17 protein-coding genes and 1 tRNA gene are annotated in these 21,681 nt (G+C 67.6%); 9 read left to right on the forward strand and 9 right to left on the reverse strand.

The genetic code is table 11. The features are described 5' to 3' along the window. Positions 1-21 precede the first annotated feature (21 nt). From VQH23_RS02935 to glgX, 5 genes are all read left to right on the forward strand, one after another. Entirely contained in the window at positions 22-930 is a 909-nt protein-coding gene (locus VQH23_RS02935; RefSeq protein ID WP_338666041.1) for a LysR family transcriptional regulator, read from the forward strand. 357 nt (positions 931-1,287) lie between these two features. Next, complete coding sequence (locus VQH23_RS02940; protein WP_338664122.1) at positions 1,288-2,961, forward strand: ATP-binding protein; 1,674 nt, start codon at positions 1,288-1,290, stop codon at positions 2,959-2,961. Between the two features lie 175 nt (positions 2,962-3,136). Continuing rightward, positions 3,137-4,213 (forward strand): DUF3182 family protein, encoded by a 1,077-nt coding sequence (locus tag VQH23_RS02945; protein WP_338664123.1) that lies wholly within the window; start codon positions 3,137-3,139, stop codon positions 4,211-4,213. Beyond that, positions 4,210-4,962, forward strand: coding sequence for an alpha/beta fold hydrolase (locus VQH23_RS02950; RefSeq protein ID WP_338664124.1), 753 nt, complete (start codon positions 4,210-4,212; stop codon positions 4,960-4,962). Before VQH23_RS02945 ends, VQH23_RS02950 begins: the two co-directional genes overlap by 4 nt. Before the next feature lie 145 nt (positions 4,963-5,107). Continuing rightward, a complete protein-coding gene (gene glgX, locus VQH23_RS02955; protein WP_338664125.1) occupies positions 5,108-7,519 on the forward strand; it encodes a glycogen debranching protein GlgX in 2,412 nt (803 codons plus the stop codon). Positions 7,520-7,975: 456 nt separating this feature from the next. Here glgX and VQH23_RS02960 read toward each other — a convergent pair whose 3' ends face one another. Further along, positions 7,976-8,317 (reverse strand): hypothetical protein, encoded by a 342-nt coding sequence (locus VQH23_RS02960; protein WP_338664126.1) that lies wholly within the window; start codon positions 8,315-8,317, stop codon positions 7,976-7,978. 377 nt (positions 8,318-8,694) lie between these two features. Here VQH23_RS02960 and VQH23_RS02965 point away from each other — a divergent pair. Beyond that, positions 8,695-9,764 (forward strand): IS630 family transposase gene (locus VQH23_RS02965; protein WP_338664127.1). Its coding sequence is split into 2 segments (ribosomal slippage): positions 8,695-9,186 and positions 9,189-9,764, totalling 1,068 coding nucleotides; the frame shifts between segments, so codons are not numbered across the junction. An 8-nt stretch (positions 9,765-9,772) separates the two neighbouring features. Here the strand turns inward: VQH23_RS02965 and VQH23_RS02970 are convergent. From VQH23_RS02970 to VQH23_RS02985, 4 genes are all read right to left on the reverse strand, one after another. Next, on the reverse strand, positions 9,773-10,924 hold the full coding sequence (locus VQH23_RS02970; RefSeq protein WP_338664128.1) for an epoxide hydrolase: 1,152 nt from the start codon (positions 10,922-10,924) through the stop codon (positions 9,773-9,775). 222 nt (positions 10,925-11,146) lie between these two features. Next, on the reverse strand, positions 11,147-11,764 hold the full coding sequence (locus VQH23_RS02975; RefSeq protein ID WP_338664129.1) for a nitroreductase family protein: 618 nt from the start codon (positions 11,762-11,764) through the stop codon (positions 11,147-11,149). A gap of 62 nt (positions 11,765-11,826) precedes the next feature. Continuing rightward, entirely contained in the window at positions 11,827-12,489 is a 663-nt protein-coding gene (locus VQH23_RS02980) for an isochorismatase family protein (protein ID WP_338664130.1), read from the reverse strand. A 344-nt stretch (positions 12,490-12,833) separates the two neighbouring features. After that, entirely contained in the window at positions 12,834-14,336 is a 1,503-nt protein-coding gene (locus tag VQH23_RS02985; RefSeq protein WP_338664131.1) for a PLP-dependent aminotransferase family protein, read from the reverse strand. Positions 14,337-14,402: 66 nt separating this feature from the next. Between VQH23_RS02985 and VQH23_RS02990 the strand changes: the two genes are divergently transcribed. Both VQH23_RS02990 and VQH23_RS02995 read left to right on the forward strand, forming a co-directional pair. Then, positions 14,403-15,086, forward strand: coding sequence for an FMN-binding negative transcriptional regulator (locus VQH23_RS02990; RefSeq protein ID WP_338664132.1), 684 nt, complete (start codon positions 14,403-14,405; stop codon positions 15,084-15,086). A 129-nt stretch (positions 15,087-15,215) separates the two neighbouring features. After that, positions 15,216-16,094, forward strand: coding sequence for a LysR family transcriptional regulator (locus tag VQH23_RS02995; RefSeq protein WP_338664133.1), 879 nt, complete (start codon positions 15,216-15,218; stop codon positions 16,092-16,094). 51 nt (positions 16,095-16,145) lie between these two features. On the opposite strand, the gene VQH23_RS03000 is transcribed toward VQH23_RS02995, so the two are convergent. The 4 genes from VQH23_RS03000 to VQH23_RS03015 all read right to left on the reverse strand — a co-directional run bounded on the left by VQH23_RS03000 (position 16,146) and on the right by VQH23_RS03015 (position 20,199). Beyond that, entirely contained in the window at positions 16,146-16,538 is a 393-nt protein-coding gene (locus tag VQH23_RS03000) for a DoxX family membrane protein (protein WP_338664134.1), read from the reverse strand. 178 nt (positions 16,539-16,716) lie between these two features. Further along, a complete protein-coding gene (locus VQH23_RS03005) occupies positions 16,717-17,505 on the reverse strand; it encodes an SDR family oxidoreductase (RefSeq protein ID WP_338664135.1) in 789 nt (262 codons plus the stop codon). A gap of 1,313 nt (positions 17,506-18,818) precedes the next feature. After that, a tRNA-Arg gene (locus tag VQH23_RS03010) sits at positions 18,819-18,895 on the reverse strand. A 59-nt stretch (positions 18,896-18,954) separates the two neighbouring features. Further along, positions 18,955-20,199 carry a glycosyl hydrolase 108 family protein gene (locus tag VQH23_RS03015; protein WP_338664136.1) on the reverse strand — a complete coding sequence of 415 codons (1,245 nt, stop codon included), beginning with the start codon at positions 20,197-20,199 and terminating at the stop codon, positions 18,955-18,957. 149 nt (positions 20,200-20,348) lie between these two features. Here VQH23_RS03015 and VQH23_RS03020 point away from each other — a divergent pair, with 149 nt between their 5' ends. Next, positions 20,349-21,674 carry an aspartate aminotransferase family protein gene (locus VQH23_RS03020; RefSeq protein ID WP_408904273.1) on the forward strand — a complete coding sequence of 442 codons (1,326 nt, stop codon included), beginning with the start codon at positions 20,349-20,351 and terminating at the stop codon, positions 21,672-21,674. Positions 21,675-21,681: the final 7 nt, after the last annotated feature.

Raw genomic sequence — 21,681 nt, forward strand, 5'->3', positions numbered from 1 at the left:
ATTTTTCTGGAATCCAGATCGATTCCCGCCTCTCTGGAGCAGTTCGAAGGCTTCATGGCAGCCGCGGAAGTGGGATCCTTCTCGGGCGTGGCACGTCGGCTCAGGAAGGCGCAATCGGCCGTCAGCGCGCAGGTGGCGAACCTCGAGACCGATCTGGGGCTGGAGCTGTTCAGCCGGGCGGGGCGGAACCCGGTGCTCACCCCGGCGGGGGAGCGCCTGCTGCTAGAGGCGCGCGTGGTCCTCGACCGGCGAGAGCACCTGATCGGCCTAGCGAGGAGCCTGGAGCAGCGGGTGGAGAACCGCCTCGTCGTGGCGATCGACGAGCTCTACCCCGAGCACGCGCTCGGCGCCCTGTTCGCCGACTTCGCCCGGCGCTTCCCCTTCGTGGAGCTGGAGCTGCTCTTCCCGCTGATGGAGGATGTCAGCCGCATGGTGCGGTCCGGCACGGCCGATCTTGGCGTGATGTGGCGGCAGGAGGCGTTGCCGACGGAGCTGGGCTTCCAGACCATCGGCTGGGTGCCCCTGAAACTCGTCTGCGGGCGCGACCATCCGCTGGCGAAGGAGCGGGTGGAGTGGGAGGAGCTGAAGCGCCACCGCCAGATCCTCGTCGCCGCCCGCAGCGACGGGCCGGAGAAGCGCCGGCTCCGGGTCGCTGCCGAGGTTTGGTGGGTGGAGAGCCACTGGGTCATCCTGGAGATGGTGAAGCACGGGGTCGGCTGGGCCTTTGTGTCGGACCACGTCATCGCCGCCTCTCCGGCAGCGCCGGACCTCGTCACGCCCGACCTGCAGTTCGACCGGGGGGACTGGCCCGTCGCCCTGGAGCTGGTCTGGCACAAGCAGCGGCCCTGCGGCCCCGCAGCGGCGTGGCTGCGGGAGCGCATCGCGGCGGAGCGTATCGGCGGCGGGTTCGGAGGCGGGGCAGCAGGATGAGGGGCGCCCTCGACTCGGGCGCGGCACGCATGGGAACCCGGACGACGTCCACGTTGAAAGACGACCGCGGCCTGTGCGCCAGCGAGCTCTGACGCTGGATGGAAACCGGCCCTAGCCTGGAGCAGTCCGGCGCTACGGGCGCCGGCAGCCAGCACGCCGGACCAGCCGCTTCAGCGATGGCCCGAGAGGGGCTGCCAGGGTCGCTTGGTGGCCTCTTACCTTGTCCGGCTTCTAACCCATCTGTGGCCACATCTTCGCACCGGCCTCCAGCGGGCTGGACCTGACGCCGGGGGCCGTCGAATGAGTGAACCAGAACAGCCGGCCGAACTTTCCACCGGCGTTCCCGCAGAGGGCGCGATGGATCAGGGCGCCCTGGAGCCGCTGGGCCGCCCTGGCCTGCATCACTGGAAGCAGGCCGAGATCACGGATACCACGCTCGACGACCGCGGCAGCGTCTTCTTCGCTGCTGTCGAGATGACGCGCATGCCGATGATCCTGGCCGACCCCCGCGAGGACGACTGCCCTATTGCCTTCGCCAACAATGCGTTCCTCGACCTGACCGGTTATGAGGAGAGCGAGGTCGTGGGGCGCAACTGCCGCTTCCTCCAGGGCGCGGGAACCGACCCCGCCCATGTCCGCCAGCTGCGCGAGGCTATCCAGGAAAAGCGTCCCACTGCGCTGGAGATCCTGAACTACCGCCGCGATGGCACGCCATTCTGGAATGCCATCTTCATGGGGCCGGTCTTCGACAAGCAGGGCGAGCTGATCTTCTTCTTCGCCAGCCAGCTCGATGTGTCCAAACGGCGGGAGAGCGAGCAGTCCCTCCGTCAGGCTCAGAAGATGGAGGCTATCGGTCAGCTGACCGCCGGGCTGGCGCACGACTTCAACAACATCCTCCACATCATCGACGGCAGCCTGGAGCGCCTGAAAGCCAGGCGATTCGACGACCGCGCTTTCGAGCGTTTCCATGAAGCAGCCGTGTCCGCGTCGGACCGGGGCGCCAAGCTCACCCGCCAGCTCCTGGCCTTCGCGAGGCGCACCCGGCTGGAGCCCAAGGGCGTCGACCTGACCGAGCTGGTGAACTCCTTTACCGAGTTGCTGGACACCTCCGTCGGAGAGAAGGCGGATCTCCACCTCAATCTCCAGCGCCGCCTGCCGCAGGTGAAGGTGGACCCCAACCACTTGGAGATGGCCCTTCTGAACGTCGTGGTGAATGCCCGCGATGCCTCGCCCAAGGGCGGCGCCATTACCGTTACCACGCGGGCCATCCACCTGAACGGCGACGCTGCAGCCCGTCACCTAGAGCCCGGCGACTACGTCCTGCTCTGCGTCAGCGACGAGGGCGTCGGCATGCCGCCCCATGTGCAAGCCCGGGCGACGGAGCCCTTCTTCACCACCAAGGGTCCGCAGCACGGCACGGGGCTGGGGCTGGCCATGGTGCATGGCTTCGTGCAGCAGTCCGGTGGACGACTGGAGATCGAGAGCGAGCCCGGCCGAGGCACCACGGTGCGGATGCTCTTCCCCCGCTATGTGCCGGAAAAGGAGGCGGAGGGGACCGTCACGACCGGCTACCAAGCCCAGGCCGTCGAGACTGCGACCCGGGTCCCCCTCATTCTGGTCGTGGATGATGGGCGCGAGATCGCAGAGATGTCCCGCGACGCCCTGGTGGAGACGGGGTACCGGGTCGTGGTGGCGCACAGCGCCGAGGAGGCGATCAAGGCCTTTGACGAGGCGGCCGCCTCCGACGATGCTTTCGACCTCGTCTTCTCGGACGTGATCATGCCCGGCGGGGCAAACGGGCTGGTGCTGGCCGAGCAGGTGCGCGAGCGCTCACCGGGCACCCCCGTGATCCTGACCACGGGCTACAACGACGAGATGTCGATCGACGGTCCGCAATCGGTCGCCCTGGAGGTGCTGGGCAAGCCTTACAAGCGAACCGAGCTGATCGATCGGGTGCAGGCCGGGTTGCGCCGGGGTGCCCGAACCGGGCCGGGAAGGGAGACCTCCGACTTCGGCCACGCGGAGGCCTGATAAGGTGAAGCTTGTCGTCGACATGAAATCCTGAGGCAGCTCAAACCGCGTTCTGAAATCGACGTTAGAGCATCATCATCATCTCAGGTGCATCATGCTCAACGACGTCCTTTCGGAGGTTGGGTCCTTCCCGGCTGCCTCGACGCCGCTTGCAGCAAGGCCTTCTCTCGAAGGGGTGGCACCCCTGGCGGAGGGGCGAGAACACACCTCCAACGAGCACGACCGCGCATCGCGCCACGTGCTGCTGACGCGGATCGCCGGGTTGCTGGGTCTTCCGCTCCTCCCGGCCGTCGAGGCGGCGCAAGCTGCAGATCGGCCCGTCTTCCTCGTTCCAGGTGATACGATCGAGGCAACTCCGGGGCATGGCCTCGGCGCCCTCTCTCCTTCGCGGATCCTGGGCGGCATCGTCCCCGCCATGTTCGTGGGAACAAAGGCCATCGCCCACGGGCTGGTGGACCCGGCCGCGGCATGCCCGCCCGAGTGGTCCCACTGGATGGCCGAGGAGACATCGGATTGCGTTCTGCGCGGCTACACGGCCTTTACGCGCAACGATGCCTTCAAGGCCGGGCGCCTGCTGCTCACCCACGGTCCCGCGCGGCTGAAGGATGTGTGCGGCAAGGCCGGGTTGGGACAGGCCGTGGTGCGGAACGAGGCGGAGCTCGCTGCCGCTCTCGCCCTGGAAGACCCGGACAGCCTTGCCCGCTGCGGCCTCGTGCTGGAGCAGGATCTCGTCGACGTCATCACCTACAGCATTGGCAGCGCCCAGCTGCGCGGTGAAAAGATCAGCTACTGGGGGCAGCAGAACCTGACGAAGGACCACCAGGGACGGGAGGTGTACGGCGGGTCCGACCTCTTTGTCGTCCGGGGCGACCTCGACACGCTCCTCGCCCGTGACCTGCCGCCCTCCCTCGCGAGGGCCGTGGAGGTCACGAACAGCTTCGACCGGGCTGCGCGGCGCGCTTACCCGGACGTGGTCCTCACCCGGCGCAACTACGACGTGATCGAGGGTAGGGACATTCACGGTAAGCGCCACATCGGCGTGCTGGAGCAGTCCTGGCGGATTGGTGGGGCGAGCGGCGCGGAAATCGCGGCTTTCGACGCCTTCCGGCAGGAGCCGGACACGGAGAGCGTGCGTTGCTCCACGGTCGAGATCTACGACCGCGTGGTCCCGCCCGCGGGGGCGACCGTCTACTACATCGGCGACGATCCCGCGGTCGGGGCAATGACGAAGTTTGCCATGAGGCTGGGATGAGCGAGGCCGGCTCGATCGAGGAGGACGAAGTCGTCCTTCGCGTCGCCGGGCAGAGGGTCACGGGCACGCTGCTGGAGCCGGACATCCCCGTGCCGGGCTTCCTGTTCGTGCATGGCTGGGGCGGCGATCAGGGAGAGGACCTGGACCAGGCCGAGGCGCTTACCCGTCTCGGCTGCGTCTGCTTCACCTTCGACCTGCGCGGCCATGCGGGGAGCGACGCGTCCCAGGACGACGTGACCCGCCAGGACGGCCTGGACGACGTGCTCGCAGCCTATGACCACCTCGCCTCCCATCCCCTGGTCCACAAGGAGGGAATCGGCGTTATCGGCACGAGCTACGGCGGCTACCTCTCCGCGCTGCTGACCACGCTACGGCCGGTGCGCTGGCTTGCCCTTCGCGTTCCCGCCCTCTACCCGGATAGCCACTGGGACACCCCCAAGGCCCGCCTGGACAAGAACGTCGTCCGCCACTACCGCGAGCAGCCGCAAGACGGGGGAGGTGACCGCGCGCTGGCTGCCTGCGAGGCGTTCCGGGGCGATGTCCTGTTGGTCTCGTCCGAGAAGGACGAGCAGATCCCACACGAGGCGATCGCGTCCTATCAGGCGGCCTTCCGGAACGTCACTTCCCTCAGCCACCGCACCATCCTCGGTGCCACCCATGCGATGCGCGACCCTCGGCATCGCCGAGCCTATACCCGGATGCTGACCTGCTGGATCGAAGACATGGTGAAAACCAGCAGGATCAGGTGACTGCCCCGGTTCTTCTTCCGCTGAGATGAGAGGGTGCGCGAGTATTTTCACCGCACTCATGAGCGAACGGACGGACTTGGGTGATCATATGGAAACAAAGGGAGACCTCCTCTGTTAAGGAGGCTCCTCTAAGGTATGAACGGCAATGGACGGACGCATCGGGACGCTTGCGCCGCAGGTGATGCGGCGCGCGCGAATCAGGGAAGGGCAGCCCTTTCCGCTCGGTGCGACCTGGGACGGGACAGGTGTCAACTTCGCGCTGTTCTCCGCACATGCCACCAAGGTCGAGCTCTGCCTGTTCGATGAGGCGGGCAACCAGGAACTGGAACGGATTGAACTTCCGGAGTACTCGGACGAGGTCTGGCACGGCTACCTGCCCGATGCCCGCCCGGGCACGATCTACGGGTACCGCGTGCACGGTCCCTACGAGCCGCTCGCGGGACACCGCTTCAACCCCAACAAGCTACTGCTTGATCCTTACGCCCATACAGTGGTGGGAGACCTGACCTGGGCCCCCGAGGTCTTCGGCTACAAGCTGGAGAGCGGCGATGACCTGACCTTTGACACCCGCGACAGCGCGCGGCTGATGCCAAAGTGTCGGGTGATCGATCCCGCCTTCACCTGGGGTCGCGACCGTTCGCCGGACGTCCCTTGGGACCGCACAATCATCTACGAGGCGCACGTCAAGGGCTTTACGCAGCGCCACCCGGATCTGCCCGAATCGATACGCGGGACCTATGCCGGAATGGCCTCGCCTGAGGCAATCGCCTACCTACGCGGTCTCGGCATCACCTCGGTCGAGCTGTTGCCGGTGCATACTTTCATTAACGACGACTTCCTGCTGCAGAAAGGCCTGACCAACTACTGGGGTTACAATACAATCTCCTTCTTCTCACCGGCGCGCCGCTATGCCCGCAGCCCGGGCAACGCCACGCCGGAGTTCAAGGAGATGGTGGCGCGGATGCATGAGGCGGGACTCGAGGTAATCCTCGACGTCGTCTACAATCACACGGCCGAGGGCAATGAGCGCGGGCCGACGCTTTCCTTCAAAGGCATCGACAACGCCAGCTACTACCGACTGCTGCCGGACAAGCCGCGCTACTACATCAACGACACGGGCACTGGAAACACCGTCAATCTCTCCCACCCCCGCGTGTTGCAGATGGTCACGGACAGTCTGCGCTACTGGGCGACGGAGATGCGGGTGGACGGCTTCCGCTTCGATCTTGCCACGATCCTGGGGCGTGAACCCTATGGCTTCGACGAGGGCGGTGGCTTCCTTGACTCCTGCCGGCAGGATCCGGTGCTGTCCCGTGTCAAGTTGCTGGCCGAACCCTGGGATTGCGGGCCCGGGGGCTATCAGGTCGGCGGCTTCCCACCCGGTTGGGCGGAATGGAACGATCGCTACCGCGACACGGTGCGCGCGTTCTGGCGCGGCGACGAGGGGCAGGCGGCGGAGCTTGCGACGCGCCTCACCGGCTCGGGCGACAAGTTCAACCGCCGTGGGCGCAAGCCCTGGGCCAGTGTGAACTTCGTGACCGCGCATGACGGCTTCACGCTAAACGACCTGGTCTCGTACGATCACAAGCACAACGATGCTAACGGCGAAGGCAACCGCGACGGCCACTCGCACAACCTATCCTGGAATCATGGTGCCGAGGGGCGCACCAGCGATGCCGCGGTCACCACGCTCCGCGAGCGGCAGAAGCGTAACATGCTGGCAATGCTGTTGCTCTCGCAGGGCACGCCGATGATTTTGGGCGGCGACGAGATTGGCCGCACTCAGAATGGCAATAATAATACTTACTGCCAGGACAACGAGCTAAACTGGCTAGATTGGCCCGGCATCGACGAGAGTGGCGAAGCATTAGCCGCTTTCACGCGCAAAATGATCGCGCTTAGGCAGTCGTTCCCCGTGCTGCGCCGCAGCCGCTTCTTCACCGGCGAGTGGAACGAGGCCATTGGTGTGCGCGACGTTGCCTGGCTGACGCCGGCGGGGCAGCCGATGGAGCCGACGCACTGGCAGGACCCGGGCACCCGCTGCTTCGGCATGCTGCTGGACGGCCGGGCCCAGACCAGCGGCATCCGTCGTCCGGCTGCCGACGCGACTTTGCTAATCGTCGCGAACGCCCACCACGATGCCGTGCCGTTCTCGCTGCCCGAGGCGATGGACGGCCGGCACTGGCTGATGCTGGTGGACACCAATCGACCTGAGTTGAACGAGCCGGAGAGCTTCGATCTCAGGCACTCCTATCTTGTCACCGGCCGCTCGTTGCTGCTGTTCGTCCTGATCCCAGATCAGGAAAGCAACGCGATCCTGGCTGCCGCACATTCCGCGTTGCTTGCCGGGATGGAACCGCCACCGATGCCGGGCGACGACATCGATGACCATCCTCTTGCACGCAGGACGGCGGATTGGCACGTCGGCAATCACGTGACATCGTTTCAGCCGCCGAGCGCCGACGGGAAGATCGCGACGCGACCTAGGTCGCGCACGGCAGCCTCTATCAAACGCGCTTGGCAGAGGTTGATGCGGCGTGAACCTCCGCAGTCCTGACCGTCACGCCGCAGCAGTCTTCATGACGGCGCTGCGGAGTGGACAACTCGCGCCTGTTCCGGAAAAGGGGGGGTGAACCTCAGCTTCGCTCCACTTCTCTGGGCTTGCTCGCCGTCCAGATCTCCTGCGTGGGGTTTTTGCGCCAGAGGTCGGCGGGGCGGAGGGAGCCGAGGGTCACGTCAGCGGAGCGGTAGCGGGTCTGTTACATGGCCTGGGCGAGGTCGGCCCCGGCCTCCGGTGACGGCGGCCAGCCCCGCCCGGAGCGAGTGCCCGGAGAAGCGCTCCCACCCCTCCAACCTTGCCGCCCTCGCCGCCTCCTTCACCAGCCGCCACACCAACTTGTCCGACAGTCCCTGCCCGGTGAGGCGCCCCGCCTTGCTTCATCCCGACAAGCAGCGGCAGCGCCGCGTCCGAGGAGCCGCCAGTAATGCCGGGCCCGCGGCGCCGGACCGCAAGCTAAGCCTCGAGTGCCGCGGCCGGGCAGAAGGCGTCCTCAGCAGAGTTGGCCCAGACCGCGACCTCCTGGCCCGCGTCGCGGTGGTCGGTTTTGGAGCGCAGGATGACGAGGCGCAGCCCGCGCCCGGGAACGATCTCGACGTCACCCAGCGCCAGGCCGGCGAGTTCGCTCCGGTGAAGCGCGCCGCCAAAGCCGAGCAGCAGCAGCGCCCGATCCCGCGCCCCGAGCGGGGTGTCCGATGCGGGGCGGGTGGCGAGCAGGAGGCGGAAGACCTCGGGCCCGGCGGCGGCCTTCTTGCGGGGGCAAGTGCCGATACTGCGGGCGATGCCCTCCAGCACCATGACAAGGCGGGGGTGGCGAAGGTCGAGGGCGATGCCGGCCAGTCGGTGAGCGGCCTGGACTGCCGCTTTGCACCCATTCCGGTCCTTCGCATCCTTTCCCCGGCTGTCTAGAAGCGGACAGACCGCCGTGCGTTTGGGTCGTCTGTCCGAGTATCGGCCGCTAGTCTGCAAGCGAGCGATGGCTGCGTGAGTGCGTGTCCTCCACTGATACGCAACGGGCAGACCTCCCGCATCCCACACGGAGTGGCACGGCGGCCCCAATTTCCCGGCTCAGTACTGCGCGCTTATACCCAGCGCACGAACTGCTGACTCATTCGTGTGAGGTGCTGCACGGCATGGTGTGATTCGGTGTTCTCCGAGGTGCCGGAGGGGACGGGATGGGCACGGCGGTGGCGATCCGGACCGATATGGAGGCGGCGGAGTTGCGCCGTCTGGCCCGGCGCGAGCGCGACGGGCGAGTGGCGGCCCGGCTGATGGCCTTGGCGAATGTGCTGGACGGCATGAGCCGGGAGGCGGCGGCCCGGGCTGCGGGGATGGATCGGCAGACGCTCAGGGATTGGGTGATCCGCTTCAATGCCGAGGGTGTGGCGGGCCTCCGTGATCAGCCCCGCTCGGGGCGCCCGACGCGCATGACCGAAGGGCAGCAGGCCGCCTTCAAGGCGGTCGTGCTGCGCGGCCCCGACCGGGAGAGGGATGGTGTGTCGTCCTGGCGCATCGTGGACCTGTGCCGGGTGGCGGAGGAGCGCTTCGGCGTGAGCTACCGCGAGAGCGGGATGCTGCGGCTGGTGAAGTCGCTCGACCTATCCTGGCAAAAGACCCGCCCCAGTCATCCCAGGGCGGACAGCGCGGCGCAGGAGCGGTTCAAAAAAGGGGCCTCGCTGCGGCCCTGAAGGAGATCACCCGTACCCACCCCGACACTGAGGTCCAAATCTGGTGCCAGGACGAGGCACGCGTGGGCCAGAAGGGGCGCGGCGCCCGCATCTGGTACGAGCGTGGCATCCGCCCGAGCGGCATCATCGACCAGCGGCACGCGTCCGCCTGGATCTTCGGCGCCGTTCGCCCTGGCACCGACCAGGCCTTTGCCCTCGTGCTTACCGAGGTGGGCACGGCGGCGATGCAGGCCTTCCTCGACCGGTTCAGCGCCACCCTGCCCGAGAAAGTGCATGCCGCCCTGCTGCTGGATGGTGCGGGCTGGCACATCGCTGGCCACCTCGCCACACCGGCCAACATCAGCCTCGTCTTCCTGCCGCCCTATGCGCCGGAACTAAACCCGGTCGAGCGTGTCTGGCTCTACCTCCGCGAGCGCTTCCTCTCGCTCCGCCTCTTCCCAGACCTCGACAGCATCATCGACGGCTGCTGTCAGGCCTGGAACCAACTCACCGCGGAGACAGGGCGCATCGCATCCCTGACTAACTACCCATACCTGCAGTCAGTCAGAACTTCATGAGCCGGGTATTAAAGGTCCAGCGCTCCCGCCCAATCGCGCAAGTTCCGAATGTAGAGATCGGGAACCTCCATGGCTGCAAAGTGGCCGCCCTGCGGTATTTCCGACCAGTGCCGCAAGTTGTAGCCCTGCTCGACGAAGCTACGCGGCGGATTAGGCGAGCGCGCGTCCCCAGCATAGGCCGCGAAGCCGGTCGGAACCTCGACGCGCAAGCCCGCCGGCATCTGCTTGACGCGCTCCTCCTCACTCCCAGTGTAGAACCATGTCGAGGTCTGAAATGCGTCGTTCATGACGTAGATCATGGCATTGGTGAGCAGCTGGTCCATCGAGAAGACCTGATCGAAAGGCCGGGTCCGCCGATCGGACCACCCGTAGAAGCGCTGGATCAGCCATGCCGCCTGCGCCACGGGGTTGTCGGTCATTGCGTAGGCCAGTGACTGCGGTTCGGTCGCCTGCAGCTGATAGTAGGCACCCCAGCGCCGCTCATCCTCCTCCGCGTCCGCCTGAAAGCGCCTCTCCGCCTCGGTCAGGGCCGGTACCTGCGGGGCCGCGATCATGAGATTGAGGTGAATGGCCTTCACGGAGTGCGGAAAATCGATCGCGAGCCACCCCGTTACACCCGCTCCCCAATCGCCGCCCTGAGCATAGTAGCTCCCGTGGTCCAGCTGCTCCCGCATCAACCTGTCCCAGAGACGCGCCGTGGTGCGCGCCCCGATTGGGCGGATCGGCTTGCCGGACGAGCCGAAGCCGGGGAGGGATGGGATGACGAGATCGAAAGCGATGTCCGACACCGCTCCGAACCGGGATGGAAAGGCGAGCGGCTCGATGACCTGCCAGAACTCGAAGACCGAGCCCGGCCAGCCATGCGTGAGGAGCAGAGGAAGGCGCGCCTTGTTGGGACCGGCCTCCCTGATGACATGGATGAAGTGGATGTCCAGGTCTTCGATCCGGGTCGTGAACTGTGGAAAGCGATTGAGCGTCCGTGCCGCGCCCTCCATGTCGAAGCGGTCCGACCAGTGGTCGATCAGCGCGCGCAGGTAGTCCGCATCCATGCCGTAGCTCCAGGCGGAGCCGGGCACCGGGCGCGGGAAGCTGAACGACTTAATCCTCTGGCGTAGCGTGTCGAGGCGGTCGGCGCTCCATTCCACTTCGTAACGCTGCAACGCCCGTGCTGGGATCGGCGTGGCGCCCGCGCGCCGCCCTGCGGGAGGGCTCAGCATCGCTGCGGCGATCCCTGCCCCGGTCCGCAGGACTGCCCGGCGCGATGAGCCGGACCCGGAAGGCGGCGAGGCCGTCGCGGTCGGAGGGGCGCTGCGTGACGCACGCATGGTCTGGTCTCCTGAGGGTCTTGAGCGAACGGGGCGACTCTCCCGAAGCTCCGGAATTCAGACGAGTTCCAGCACCTGCGAGAGCGGCCGACGCGGCTTCTGTGGCCAATTCTCCGGCCTGGCGATCCCGACGGCCAGCAGCATCACCGGGATCTCGTCCATCCGGAGGCCGAACTCACGGATGACGCCTTCCGGCTCGAAACCGATCATCGGCGCCGTGCCCAGCCCCAAGGCAGTGGCCGCGTGGATCAGCGTCGCCGCCCCGAACGTCGCCGTCCGGATCGCCTCGTCGCGCTGTCGCCCGGGCTGCCCGGAGTACAGTGTCCTGGCCGCGGCCTCCCAGCCGGGAACCATAGCGGCCGGCATGATCCCTGCGTCCACGACGGGGGCGAGCCGCTCCGCGACTACGGACTCATCCGTCACCTGGCCGCAGACGACGAAGGTCACCGCCGCCTCCTCCACCTTGGCCTGGTTCCAGGCCACCGCGCGCAGCCGCGCCTTCGCCTCTGGCGTGCGGGCGGCGATGAAGCGCCAGTTCTGAAGATTGAACGAGGTGGGCGCTCTCGTCGCCAGGGAGACCAGCTCCGCGATCACCTCGTCGCCGATGCGGCCCGAAGGATCGAACAGGTTGATCGTGTTGCGCCGCTCGATGGCGTCGATGATCGGATTGCTCACTGGTCCTGCCTCTCGGAATAATCTGCGCTGCGGCGGTGCCGGGGGTTCATCCGCGGCCATCGTTACTGCCTGGACTGAGAGGTGCCCTCGGCGCGGTTCCCGATCGCCCATTTGCCGTAGGGGATCTGCACCTGCCCGAAAGTCGAGTGCGGCCGGAGAAGGTCGACGACGCCCTGATAGGTCTCGGTGCGTGCCCAGTCCTGCTGAAGCTCGTAGACGAAATGCTGCGCCGTCAGCGGCACCGCACCCGCCTGCATCATGCGGTCCACGGCGCGATTATGAACCTGCGGCGACGTGTCCCCGCAGGCATCGGACACGAAGTACGCCTGGTGGCCGCGCGCGATCGCCTCCAGCACGTTGAAGGTCGCGCAGGCACCAGTCCACAGGCCGGCAATGATAAGTCTTCGCCGGCCCGTTGCGGCGACGGCCTCCACAAAACCTCTGTCCAGCCAGGCATTAATGGAAGTCCGGTCCACGATCGGAATGTCGGGCAGCACATCCCGTGCGATCTCGGGGGCAAAAGGGCCCGCGAAGGATTCGGCGGTGATCGTCGTCAGCACCGTCGGCATGCCGAACAGCTTCGCTGCCTTGGCGAGGATCTGGGCATTGTTGAGCACGGAGATCGGGTCGTCGCTGCGCAACCCCATCAGCATCTGCGGCTGGTAGTCGATGAGAAGGAGCGCGGCGTCCGCGGCCGTGATGAAACTGGTGAGAGAGACGGTCATCCCACTGCTCCCGTCACGGGCGGGCGCTCGGCTCTGGCCCGCCACGGCAGGCTGGGCGAACGCCGCTTTGGTGCGGCCACGGGCGTCCTGGACATCGGTGCCTCCTCGCTCTCAACTCACACGTGCCGGTGTGTCCCTCGGGCCGGCCAGGACACCGGGGCCCTCGCTGGATAGCCGGCGTCGGGCTGAGTTCGTAGGTCCAGTTGCCGGGGCCAGATCAGTCCGCCCCTGCCACGTTCTGCCACCCCCCGTAGCGCGGGTGCTGAGTGGTTGCTGGCTCCGGAAGGGCAGCTCGATCTCGGGTCACCCGCACGCCCCGCTCGACCACCGCACCGCGGGAGGGCTCATGACAGGATCGCCCGCCTGAGACGTCGCGCGGCGTCCGTCATCCGGCCGGCGGACGTGGCCGCGAAGCCAAGGACCAGTCCCGGCCGCCCACCCTCCATGTAGTAGCCGGTCAGGGGCGGGGTCTGCAGGCCGAGCTGGGCGGCCGCCGCGCTGACCGCGATGTCGGACCGGCCCGCGTCGTTGAGGGTGACGGGGAAGTGCAGCCCGGCTTCCACTCCGTCGCGGTGCCAGTGGATCACGTCGGAGCATTCGGCCTCCAGGGCCCGAAGCAGGGCATCCCGCCGCTCGGCATAGGCCACGCGCATGCGGCGGAGGTGGCCACTGAGATGCCCTTCGCCGATGAAGTCGGCCAGCGTCGCCTGCATCGGCTCCGGCGGGTGCCGGTCGGCCAGGGCGCGGACGGCTGTGAAGGCCGGTGCCAGCCCTTCGGGCGCCACGAGAAAGCCGAGCCGCAAGGCCGGGGCCAGCACCTTGGCGAAGGTGCCGACATAGATCACGCGCCGGCTTGCGCCGTAGGACTGAAGGGCCCGCAAGGGGCGCAATGGACGGCCCGCGTAGCGGTAGTCTCCGTCGTAGTCGTCCTCCACGATCCAGCTATTCGCCTTCTCGGCCCAGCGCAGCAGCGCGAGGCGGCGCGGCAGAGTCGTGGTGACGCCTAACGGATACTGGTGCGACGGGGTGACAAGGGCCAGCCGCGCGGCGGGCGCCGCCCCGATGCCGGCATCCACCACCAACCCATCCCGATCCACTGGAACGGGGATCAGCCGGGCACCTGCGGCGGCCAGAGCCCCTCGTCCTGCCACGTAGGCCGGCTCCTCAACCCAAGCTGCATCTCCGGGATCGAGGAGCACGCAGGCGGCGAGCGCGATCGCCTGCTGAGACCCGGCCGTGACGATGATGTCCTCGGCGGAACATGACAGACCGCGGGTTGCGCCGAGATGTCCCGCGATGGCCTGCCGCAGCGCGAGCAGGCCTGCCGGGTCGGAGTAGCCGAGGCGGCTGGAGCCCACACAACCGCGCCAGAACCGGGCCGAGAGCCTGGACCACACGGCGTGGGGAAACAGGTCGAGAGCCGGAACGCCCGGTGCCAGAAGCCCGGCCTCCCGTCGCGCCGGAGTGGCCGTGAGTTGCGAGAGGACTTGCCCTCGCCGTGACAGCACGGGCACGGACCGCCCGGGCAGAAGGTCCGGATCTGCCGGGAAGCTGGCCGGAGGCGCGCTTCCCTCGGGAAGGGTGTCCGTGACGAACAGGCCGGAACCGCGACGGCTCGTCGCGAAGCCCTCGGCGATGAGGGCCTCGTAGGCCAGGACGACGGTCTGCCGAGAGACATCGAGGTCGGCGGCCAACACGCGGCTGGATGGCAGACGCAGGCCCGGAGGCGCCCGGCCCTCCAGGATCGCGTCCTGCAGGAAGGAGACGATCTGCCGCTGCCGTGATGCGATCGCCTCCGGATCGAGCCTGAAGTTGTTCCAGAGGGGTGGGGAAGGTCGGCGGGGCATGGCGGGCGGACTCATGTAGCAGCCGCAACCGGACCTAGGACATCAGCCCCGGCATGGCTACCGAGGATGTCCCCCCACCTGGAACGCGCCATGTACGTTCATTCCGCCTTCCGCATCGGTCACGACCAGGCGTTTCGCCTGTTGCGGGAGCGGACGTTCGGAAGCCTGGTTGTCGCGGATCAGGCCGGGAAGCCGTCCGCGGTGCACCTGCCCTTCCTCGCCCACAGGACGCCGGAGGGGGGCTTCCGCGTAGAGCTGCACGTGGCGAGGGCGAACGGCCTGCACAGGCTGGTTTCGCCCGGTGGCCAACCCGCCCTGCTCACTTGCCAAGGGCCGGACGCCTACGTGTCGCCGGATTGGTACGGCGTTCCCGGTCAGGTTCCGACCTGGACCTACGCGTCGGTTCATCTTGGCGGCACGCTCTCCATTCTGCCGGAGGAGGATGGGCCGGCCCATTTGGACCGGCTCACGGAGGAGTTCGAGAGCCGTCTCCTGCCGAAACGGCCCTGGACCGCCGGCAAACTGGATGCCCAGCGGCGCGCGGCGATGACGCGCGCGATCGTTGCGCTCGAGCTGGTCGTCTCACCGGAGGGAGTGGAGGCGCAGAACAAGCTGGTCCAGCACAAGGGATTGGCGGAACATCAGGGCGCGATAGCGGGGCTGCGTGCCCGCGGCGATCCCGGCTCGGTCGCGATCGCCGCCATGATGGCGGATACTCTGGCCGCCCGGAACGATCGATCCCGGTCGTGAGCCGCCATCCCAGCACGTCCAGCGATGCAGCGGAGTTGTTGCGGCAATCCAGCACCGGTGATGCGTCATAGCCGGGACAACAGCGATGGTGACAGGGAGCGACGACTTGGTCCCTAGGAATCCTGGTTGATGGACCGCATCGACGCCCTCCGATTGCTGCTCGACATCTCGGCGGCCGGCAGCTTCTCCGCCGTGGCGCGGCAGCGCGCCATCTCGACGTCGACGGTGTCGTCGGCGGTCAACCAGCTCGAGCAGGAGCTGGGTGCGCGCCTGATGGCGCGATCGACGCGACGGCTGGTCCTCACGCACGAGGGCGAGATGCTGTTGGCCGACGCACGCCGCATCGTGTCTGGCTGGGACGCGGCGCTCGACGGCCTTCGCAAGGGCGGGCCATTGGCCGGTCCGATCCGGGTGACCGCCACAAACGATTTCGGCCGCACGCGGCTGGGCCCGCTGCTGGATGCCTTCCAGGCCCTCCACCCCGACATCCATGTGACCCTGCTGCTGAGCGACGACACGATCGACCTGATCCATCATCAGATCGACCTGGCGCTGCGCACCGGGCCCCTCCGCGATTCGAGCCTCCGCGCCCGCCTGCTCGTCCGCGGCCATCGGCTGGTCTGCGCATCTCCGGCTTACTGGCTGCGCGCGGGAAAGCCTGGGCATCCGTGCGAGCTGGCCGAGCATAACTGCCTCATCCTGGCGCGCCCCGGGGCGCCGCTGTCGGCTTGGCCGTTTCGTGAGCGCGGGAAGCCCTTCAGCGTCCGGGTTTCGGGCGACCGACAGGCCAGTGACGGCGAGGTGATCCGCCGTTGGGCGTTGGCAGGCTTCGGCGTGGTTCTCAAGAACCAGTGGGACATCCAACACGACCTTGAGGCGGACCGGCTGGAAACGGCGCTCGGCGACTACCAGGCCGGTTCGATCGATCTCTACGCCGTCCAGCCCGGTGGACCACCCCCCCGGCGCGTCAACGCCCTGACAGACTTCCTCGCCCTGTCACTGGGCTGAGTGCGCCGCAGAACCGCCGGCCTCGATCTTCGGCCCGGCCAGCCCTTTTCCCTACCGGAGCGTGAGAATGGCGGCGCACATCAGCCCGCCGATAACGGCGATATGTTCGAGCGCAACCTGGAACTCCTCCATCCGCCTCGGCTGTGGGAACTTCCAGAACGGATGGCCGAGCGGGATCGAGAGAAAGGTGAAGATGCCCAGGGCGCCCGCTCCGAGCCAGCCCGTCGATCTGAAATCGGTGATGACCAGGGCGGAGCCGAGGAGGCAGGTGACGGCGATCATCACGGTCACCAGGCGCGGCGCGGGCAGCCCGTGCGCCGCGATGACCCCGGCCATGTCCCTGAACTTCACCAGGTAGACCACTCCGGCTATCCAGAAAAATGAGGTCAGAACCAGCCGCGCGACGATTAGGAAAGTCGAACTGGCAAGGAGGTCGTAGATCAAGGGCGGCATGAACGCCTCTCTCGGGAACGGTTCGGAACGTCGCCCGCGGTGTCGGACGGGGTGGCGATGCACCCCTCGCTGGTGCTGCTGCGGGTACCGGCGCTCTGGCAGAGCCACCGCGGATCCGGTGCGCCCGGCTCAGGTTCAGCGTAGAGGGAGGGACGCCCGTGGGTGTGCTCTAGACGATGCTGTCGACAACGCCGCCATCGACCCGCAGGGCAGCGCCGGTGGTGGCCGATGCCTGCTCGGAGCTGACGTAAAGGATCATGCTGGCCACCTCCTCAACGCGGGCGGCGCGCCGAATGATCGAGGAGCCGCGATGGGCGACGACGAACGCCGCGGCGGCCGCCTCGAGACTCTCGCCGGACCGCTCGGCCTCGGCCTTGAGCATGTCGGCCACTCCCTCGGACAGGGTGGGACCGGGCAGCACCGCGTTGACGGTCACGCCGGTCCCGGCGAGGCGCTTGGCGAGACCGCGCGAGACCGCGAGCTGGGCCGTCTTCGTGAAGCCGTAGTGGATCATGTCCGCCGGGATGTTGATCGCCGACTCCGAGGACACGAAGACAATGCGCCCCCAGCCGCGCTCGCGCATCCCCTTCGCGTAGGCCCTCGACAGGCGGACACCGGACATGACGTTCGTCTGAAAGAACCGGTCCCACTCGCTATCCGGCGTGCTGAAGAAGTCCTGCGGTCCGAAGACGCCGAGATTGTTGACCACGATGTCGAAATCGGGATGTTCGGCGATGAGGCGCGCGCAGCCGGCCTCGGTCCCGAGGTCGCCCGCGAAGCCCGCGATGGACGGTCCCGTTTCGCCGAGCCGCTCCACCGCCGTGGCGACGCTCGCCTCGCTGCGGCCGTTGATGACGACGCTCGCCCCCGCCGCCAAGTAACCTCTGGCTGCAGCAAAGCCGATGCCGCCGGTTGATCCGGTGACGAGGACTCGCCGGCCGGTAAAGTCGATGATCATAGGGCGTCCCGCTCGTTCGTGCCGGAACTTGCGGGTTCGCTGCCACGACGTTAACTACCTGATTGCCGCAATCACCTTTCGGCTTTCTCGCAAGATAAGCCTGGGTGTCGGCTGCCGCTCTTGCCAAAGGCGGCTCTCGAGAGCCTGCCCGGGATCCCGCAGCCCGGACACCCCCTTCCACCCGGACATTCTAGCCGACGGCGTCAAGGCCAACTTCGACCTCACGGCCGAGGTCCCCTTCCTGGACATCGCCAAGCCATCCAGGCGAACTTAGCCCGCATTGGCGTTCCCCTGCGCATGAAGTCCGGGGAAAGTCGCCGTATTGCCAGCCGTAGGCGACGAGCTCAGAGCGGTAGTGAAGAGGCGCAGGTCTGCATGACGGATGACGGACTGTCTCTGCGTCGCGTCGAGGGCGGGGGGGTCACCGAAGTCACTCGCATTACCTACGAGCTGGTCGACCCCGAAACTTCGGTGATCCCCGAGGAATACAAGCGACTTCCTGCCGAGGATCATGTCGCCGTACCCCGTCGTTGAGCATAGGCCTTACTAAACTGAGCTCCGCTGATCCGAACCTCGCGTGTGGGGACCGGGATACGAAGTGGCCGCCCATGCGGCATCGTAAAGGCGGAGCGTTGGCAGGCTGAAAAGCGTGGCTATTCGGCACCGCTGGCCGCCGACAGGAATTAGTGCAACCGCACTCGGAGCGCCTCAATCTCCCATTGAAGCCATGCACGGCTGATCGCGTCGACCGCCGCTCCCCTGCCACTAACCCGGCAACGCTTCAGGATCAGCCCCCGCTGGTTGTCGGGAAGCTCGCTCAATGAGATCCGCTCCGCCGCGGGTCTGAGAAGCGCTCCTTAAGTACTGCGTTCAGCACCTGAGGGTTCTCCCGGGAACGCCTCTCCGACCTTCTGGCGTGTACGGCATGCCCCTAAAGCGTGAGAGGCTATAGTCAGTGAGCTGAAGGAGAACGTTGCTGAGAGTCCTAGGGTCCAACGCTCCGAAATCCAGGATCAAGGGATGACGACCCTCGACCTCTTGGTCTTCCCGCAGCAGGACGGGCCTGAACCGGCGGATTCTGGTCCAACTCTCGTCGGATCGGTCTATTCGGAATGCTTCAACCTCGGCCGCCGACAGGACCTCGTAGGATTTCCCATCTGGGGTGAGAGCAACATAAAACGGAGCTGACGCCTGACTGCCTTCCAGGAAGGTGATTGGTAACTTCCGCAGATCTCGATCCCGCATGTGCTTCCGCCATGCTTCCGGCGATAGCCACCGCCAGCTGGCGGTTAGAACCAAGATATTAAAAAGATTGGCGGACCCGATACGATTCGAACGTACGACCTTTGCCTTCGGAGGGCAACGCTCTATCCAGCTGAGCTACGGGTCCGTCACTCCTCCCTTACCGCACCCGCGCGCCGGGGGAAACCCCCCGGCACGCGGCCAGCTTCACGCCACCAGCGGCAGCGGCCCTGCCCCCGCGGCCATGCCAAGCGCCGCCCGGCGCACGGCGTCCACCCGCCGCGTCCAACCGCGCCCGAAGACCGGAAAGGTCCCGAGCCCCCGGTAATAGGCGGTCCGCGCCTCGGCCAGCCGCCCGATCAGCTCCGCGTCCCGGCAGGCCCTGACGGCGGCCAAGGTGATCGGCCCCAGGGATCCGTCCGCCGAAACCCCCACCGCCCTCTGCAGCATCCTCACCGACCGCGCCGTCCCGGCATTCACCCCGAAGTCGAACACCATCAGGTCCACCCCGGCCGGCAGCTCGGCGCAGCGCATGGGGTTCCAGTAGCGGGCGCGGTAGATCTCGCGCGCCTCGGCCCGGGTCAGGGCCCGCACATCGGCCTCCGTCGCCTTCCCGTCCCGGAACTCGGACAGGGTGCGGAGGGTGATGCCCATGTTCGTCGCCCCGCCGGGATCGGCCGGATGGTTCACGAACCCGCCCTCGGAGCGCAGCACCTCGTCCAGGCAGGCATCGAAGCGGTCCTCCCCGGACAGCATCACGGACGGCGCCCCGGAGGGCGGCACGAGGGAGACGGGCCGCAGCGGCGAGGCCGGTGCCACGTCGCGCAGCGTCGCCATCGCCGCCTGCACCTGCTGCGCCTGTGCGTCCTGCAGCCGCCCGACGATCGCGTCCTTCTCCCGCGAGGACTGGGAGGAGCCGATCCAGAAGTTCACCACCGCCGCAAAGGCAGCCCCGAGGGAGCCCACGGTGATGTTGATGACGCTGGCCACCTGCGGGTCGAACCGCGCGGCGCCGCCCGGCCCCGCGTCCAGCGTCACCAGCAGGATCAGCACGGCGAAGAAGCCCAGCACCACGAGCGAGGAGACCGTCGCCGGCCCCCAGGCCAGCCGGCTGCCGCCGCGTATCATCTCCGCCATGCTCGCCCGGGCGGACTGCGTGTCGCCCAGCGTGGCGCGCAACGCATCCAGCGCCGCGCCCCGCCGCCCCGCCTCGCGCTCGGCGCTCAGCCGCTCGCCCTCCAGCGCGATCTCGGCCAGGCGAACGCGCAGGGCGCTCGCCTTCTCCGCATCGGCGGCAAGCGCTGCGCGGGCGGCGGCCGGGTCCTCCGTGCCCGCCGCCTGCCGCACGGCATCGGCCACCGTCCTGGCCAGGGTGCCGGCCCGGTCGCCGGCGATGAGGCGGATGATCTCCGGCGCCAGGGAGGCGGCGATGGCAATGAGGGGAAAAGCCATGCAGGAGCTCCTGTCAGAGAACGAAAAAGGAACATAAGCCGCCGGTTGATAGGAATGCAAGCCTTTTCACCCGTTCCGCCTTGTTGGCGTCCCCTGCCCGGCGCAAGGTAACGGCTTCCGCCCCAAGCTTCCCGCCCAAGGTCTCTGCAATGAACGAGATGTCTCTCCCGCGCCCGAACAACCTCGACTCGTTCTGGATGCCCTTCTCCGACAACCGGCACTTCAAGGGCACGCCCCGCATGCTCGCGCGGGCGGAGGGCATGTCCTACTTCACGCCGGAGGGGCGGGAGGTGCTGGACGGCACGGCGGGCCTGTGGTGCTGCAATGCCGGCCATGGCCGCCGCGAGATCGTGGAGGCCATCCAGAAGCAGGCGGCGATCATGGATTTCGCCCCCACCTTTCAGCTCGGCCACCCCATCGCCTTCGAGGCGGCGGCCCGCGTGGCGGAGATGACGCCGGCCGGGATCGACAAGGTCTTCTTCACCAACTCGGGCAGCGAGAGCGCGGACACGGCCCTGAAGATCGCGCTGGCCTACCAGAAGGCGCGCGGCCAGGCCCAGCGTGTGCGCCTGATCGGGCGGGAGCGCGGCTATCACGGCGTGGGCTTCGGCGGCATGTCCGTGGGCGGCATCGGCGGCAACCGCAAGCAGTTCGGCGCCATGCTGCCCTATGTGGACCACCTGCCCCACACGCATGACCCCGCGCGTAACGCCTTCACCAAGGGCCAGCCGGAGCACGGCGTGGAGCTGGCCAACCGCCTGATGGACCTGATCGCCCTGCACGGCGACACCATCGCCGCCGTGATGGTGGAGCCGGTGGCGGGCTCCACCGGCGTGCTCGTTCCGCCGAAGGGCTACCTGGAGCGCCTGCGCGAGATCTGCGACGCCAACGGCATCCTGCTGATCTACGACGAGGTGATCACCGGCTTCGGCCGCCTCGGCACGGATTTCGGGGCGGAGCGCCTGGGCGTGGCGCCGGACATCATGACGATGGCGAAGGGCCTGACCAACGCCGCCGTGCCCATGGGCGCGGTCGCCACCACCAACGAGGTCTACGACACGGTGGTGAACAACTCCGCCGCCGGGATCGAGCTGTTCCACGGCTACACCTATTCCGGCCACCCGCTGGCCTCGGCCGCCGCCATCGCCACCCTCGCCCTGCACCGGGAGGAGGACCTGCCCGGCCGGGCGCGCGCGATCGAGCCCTACTGGCAGGAGGCCGCGCACTCCCTCCGCAGCGCGCCGGGGGTGGTGGACATCCGCGACTTCGGCCTCATCGCCGGCATCGAGCTGGCCCCGCGCGAGGGCAAGCCCGGCACCCGCGCGATGGAGATCTTCCGCAAGTGCTTCGACGACGGCGTGCTGGTGCGCGTGACCGGCGACATCGTCGCCCTCTCCCCGCCCCTCATCATCGAGAAGCCGCATGTGGACCGCATCTTCGGCACGCTGAGCGACGCGATCCACGCCATCCACTAGGGGAAGG

Source organism: Pararoseomonas sp. SCSIO 73927 (assembly GCF_037040815.1).
Classification (GTDB): Bacteria; Pseudomonadota; Alphaproteobacteria; order Acetobacterales; family Acetobacteraceae; genus Roseomonas.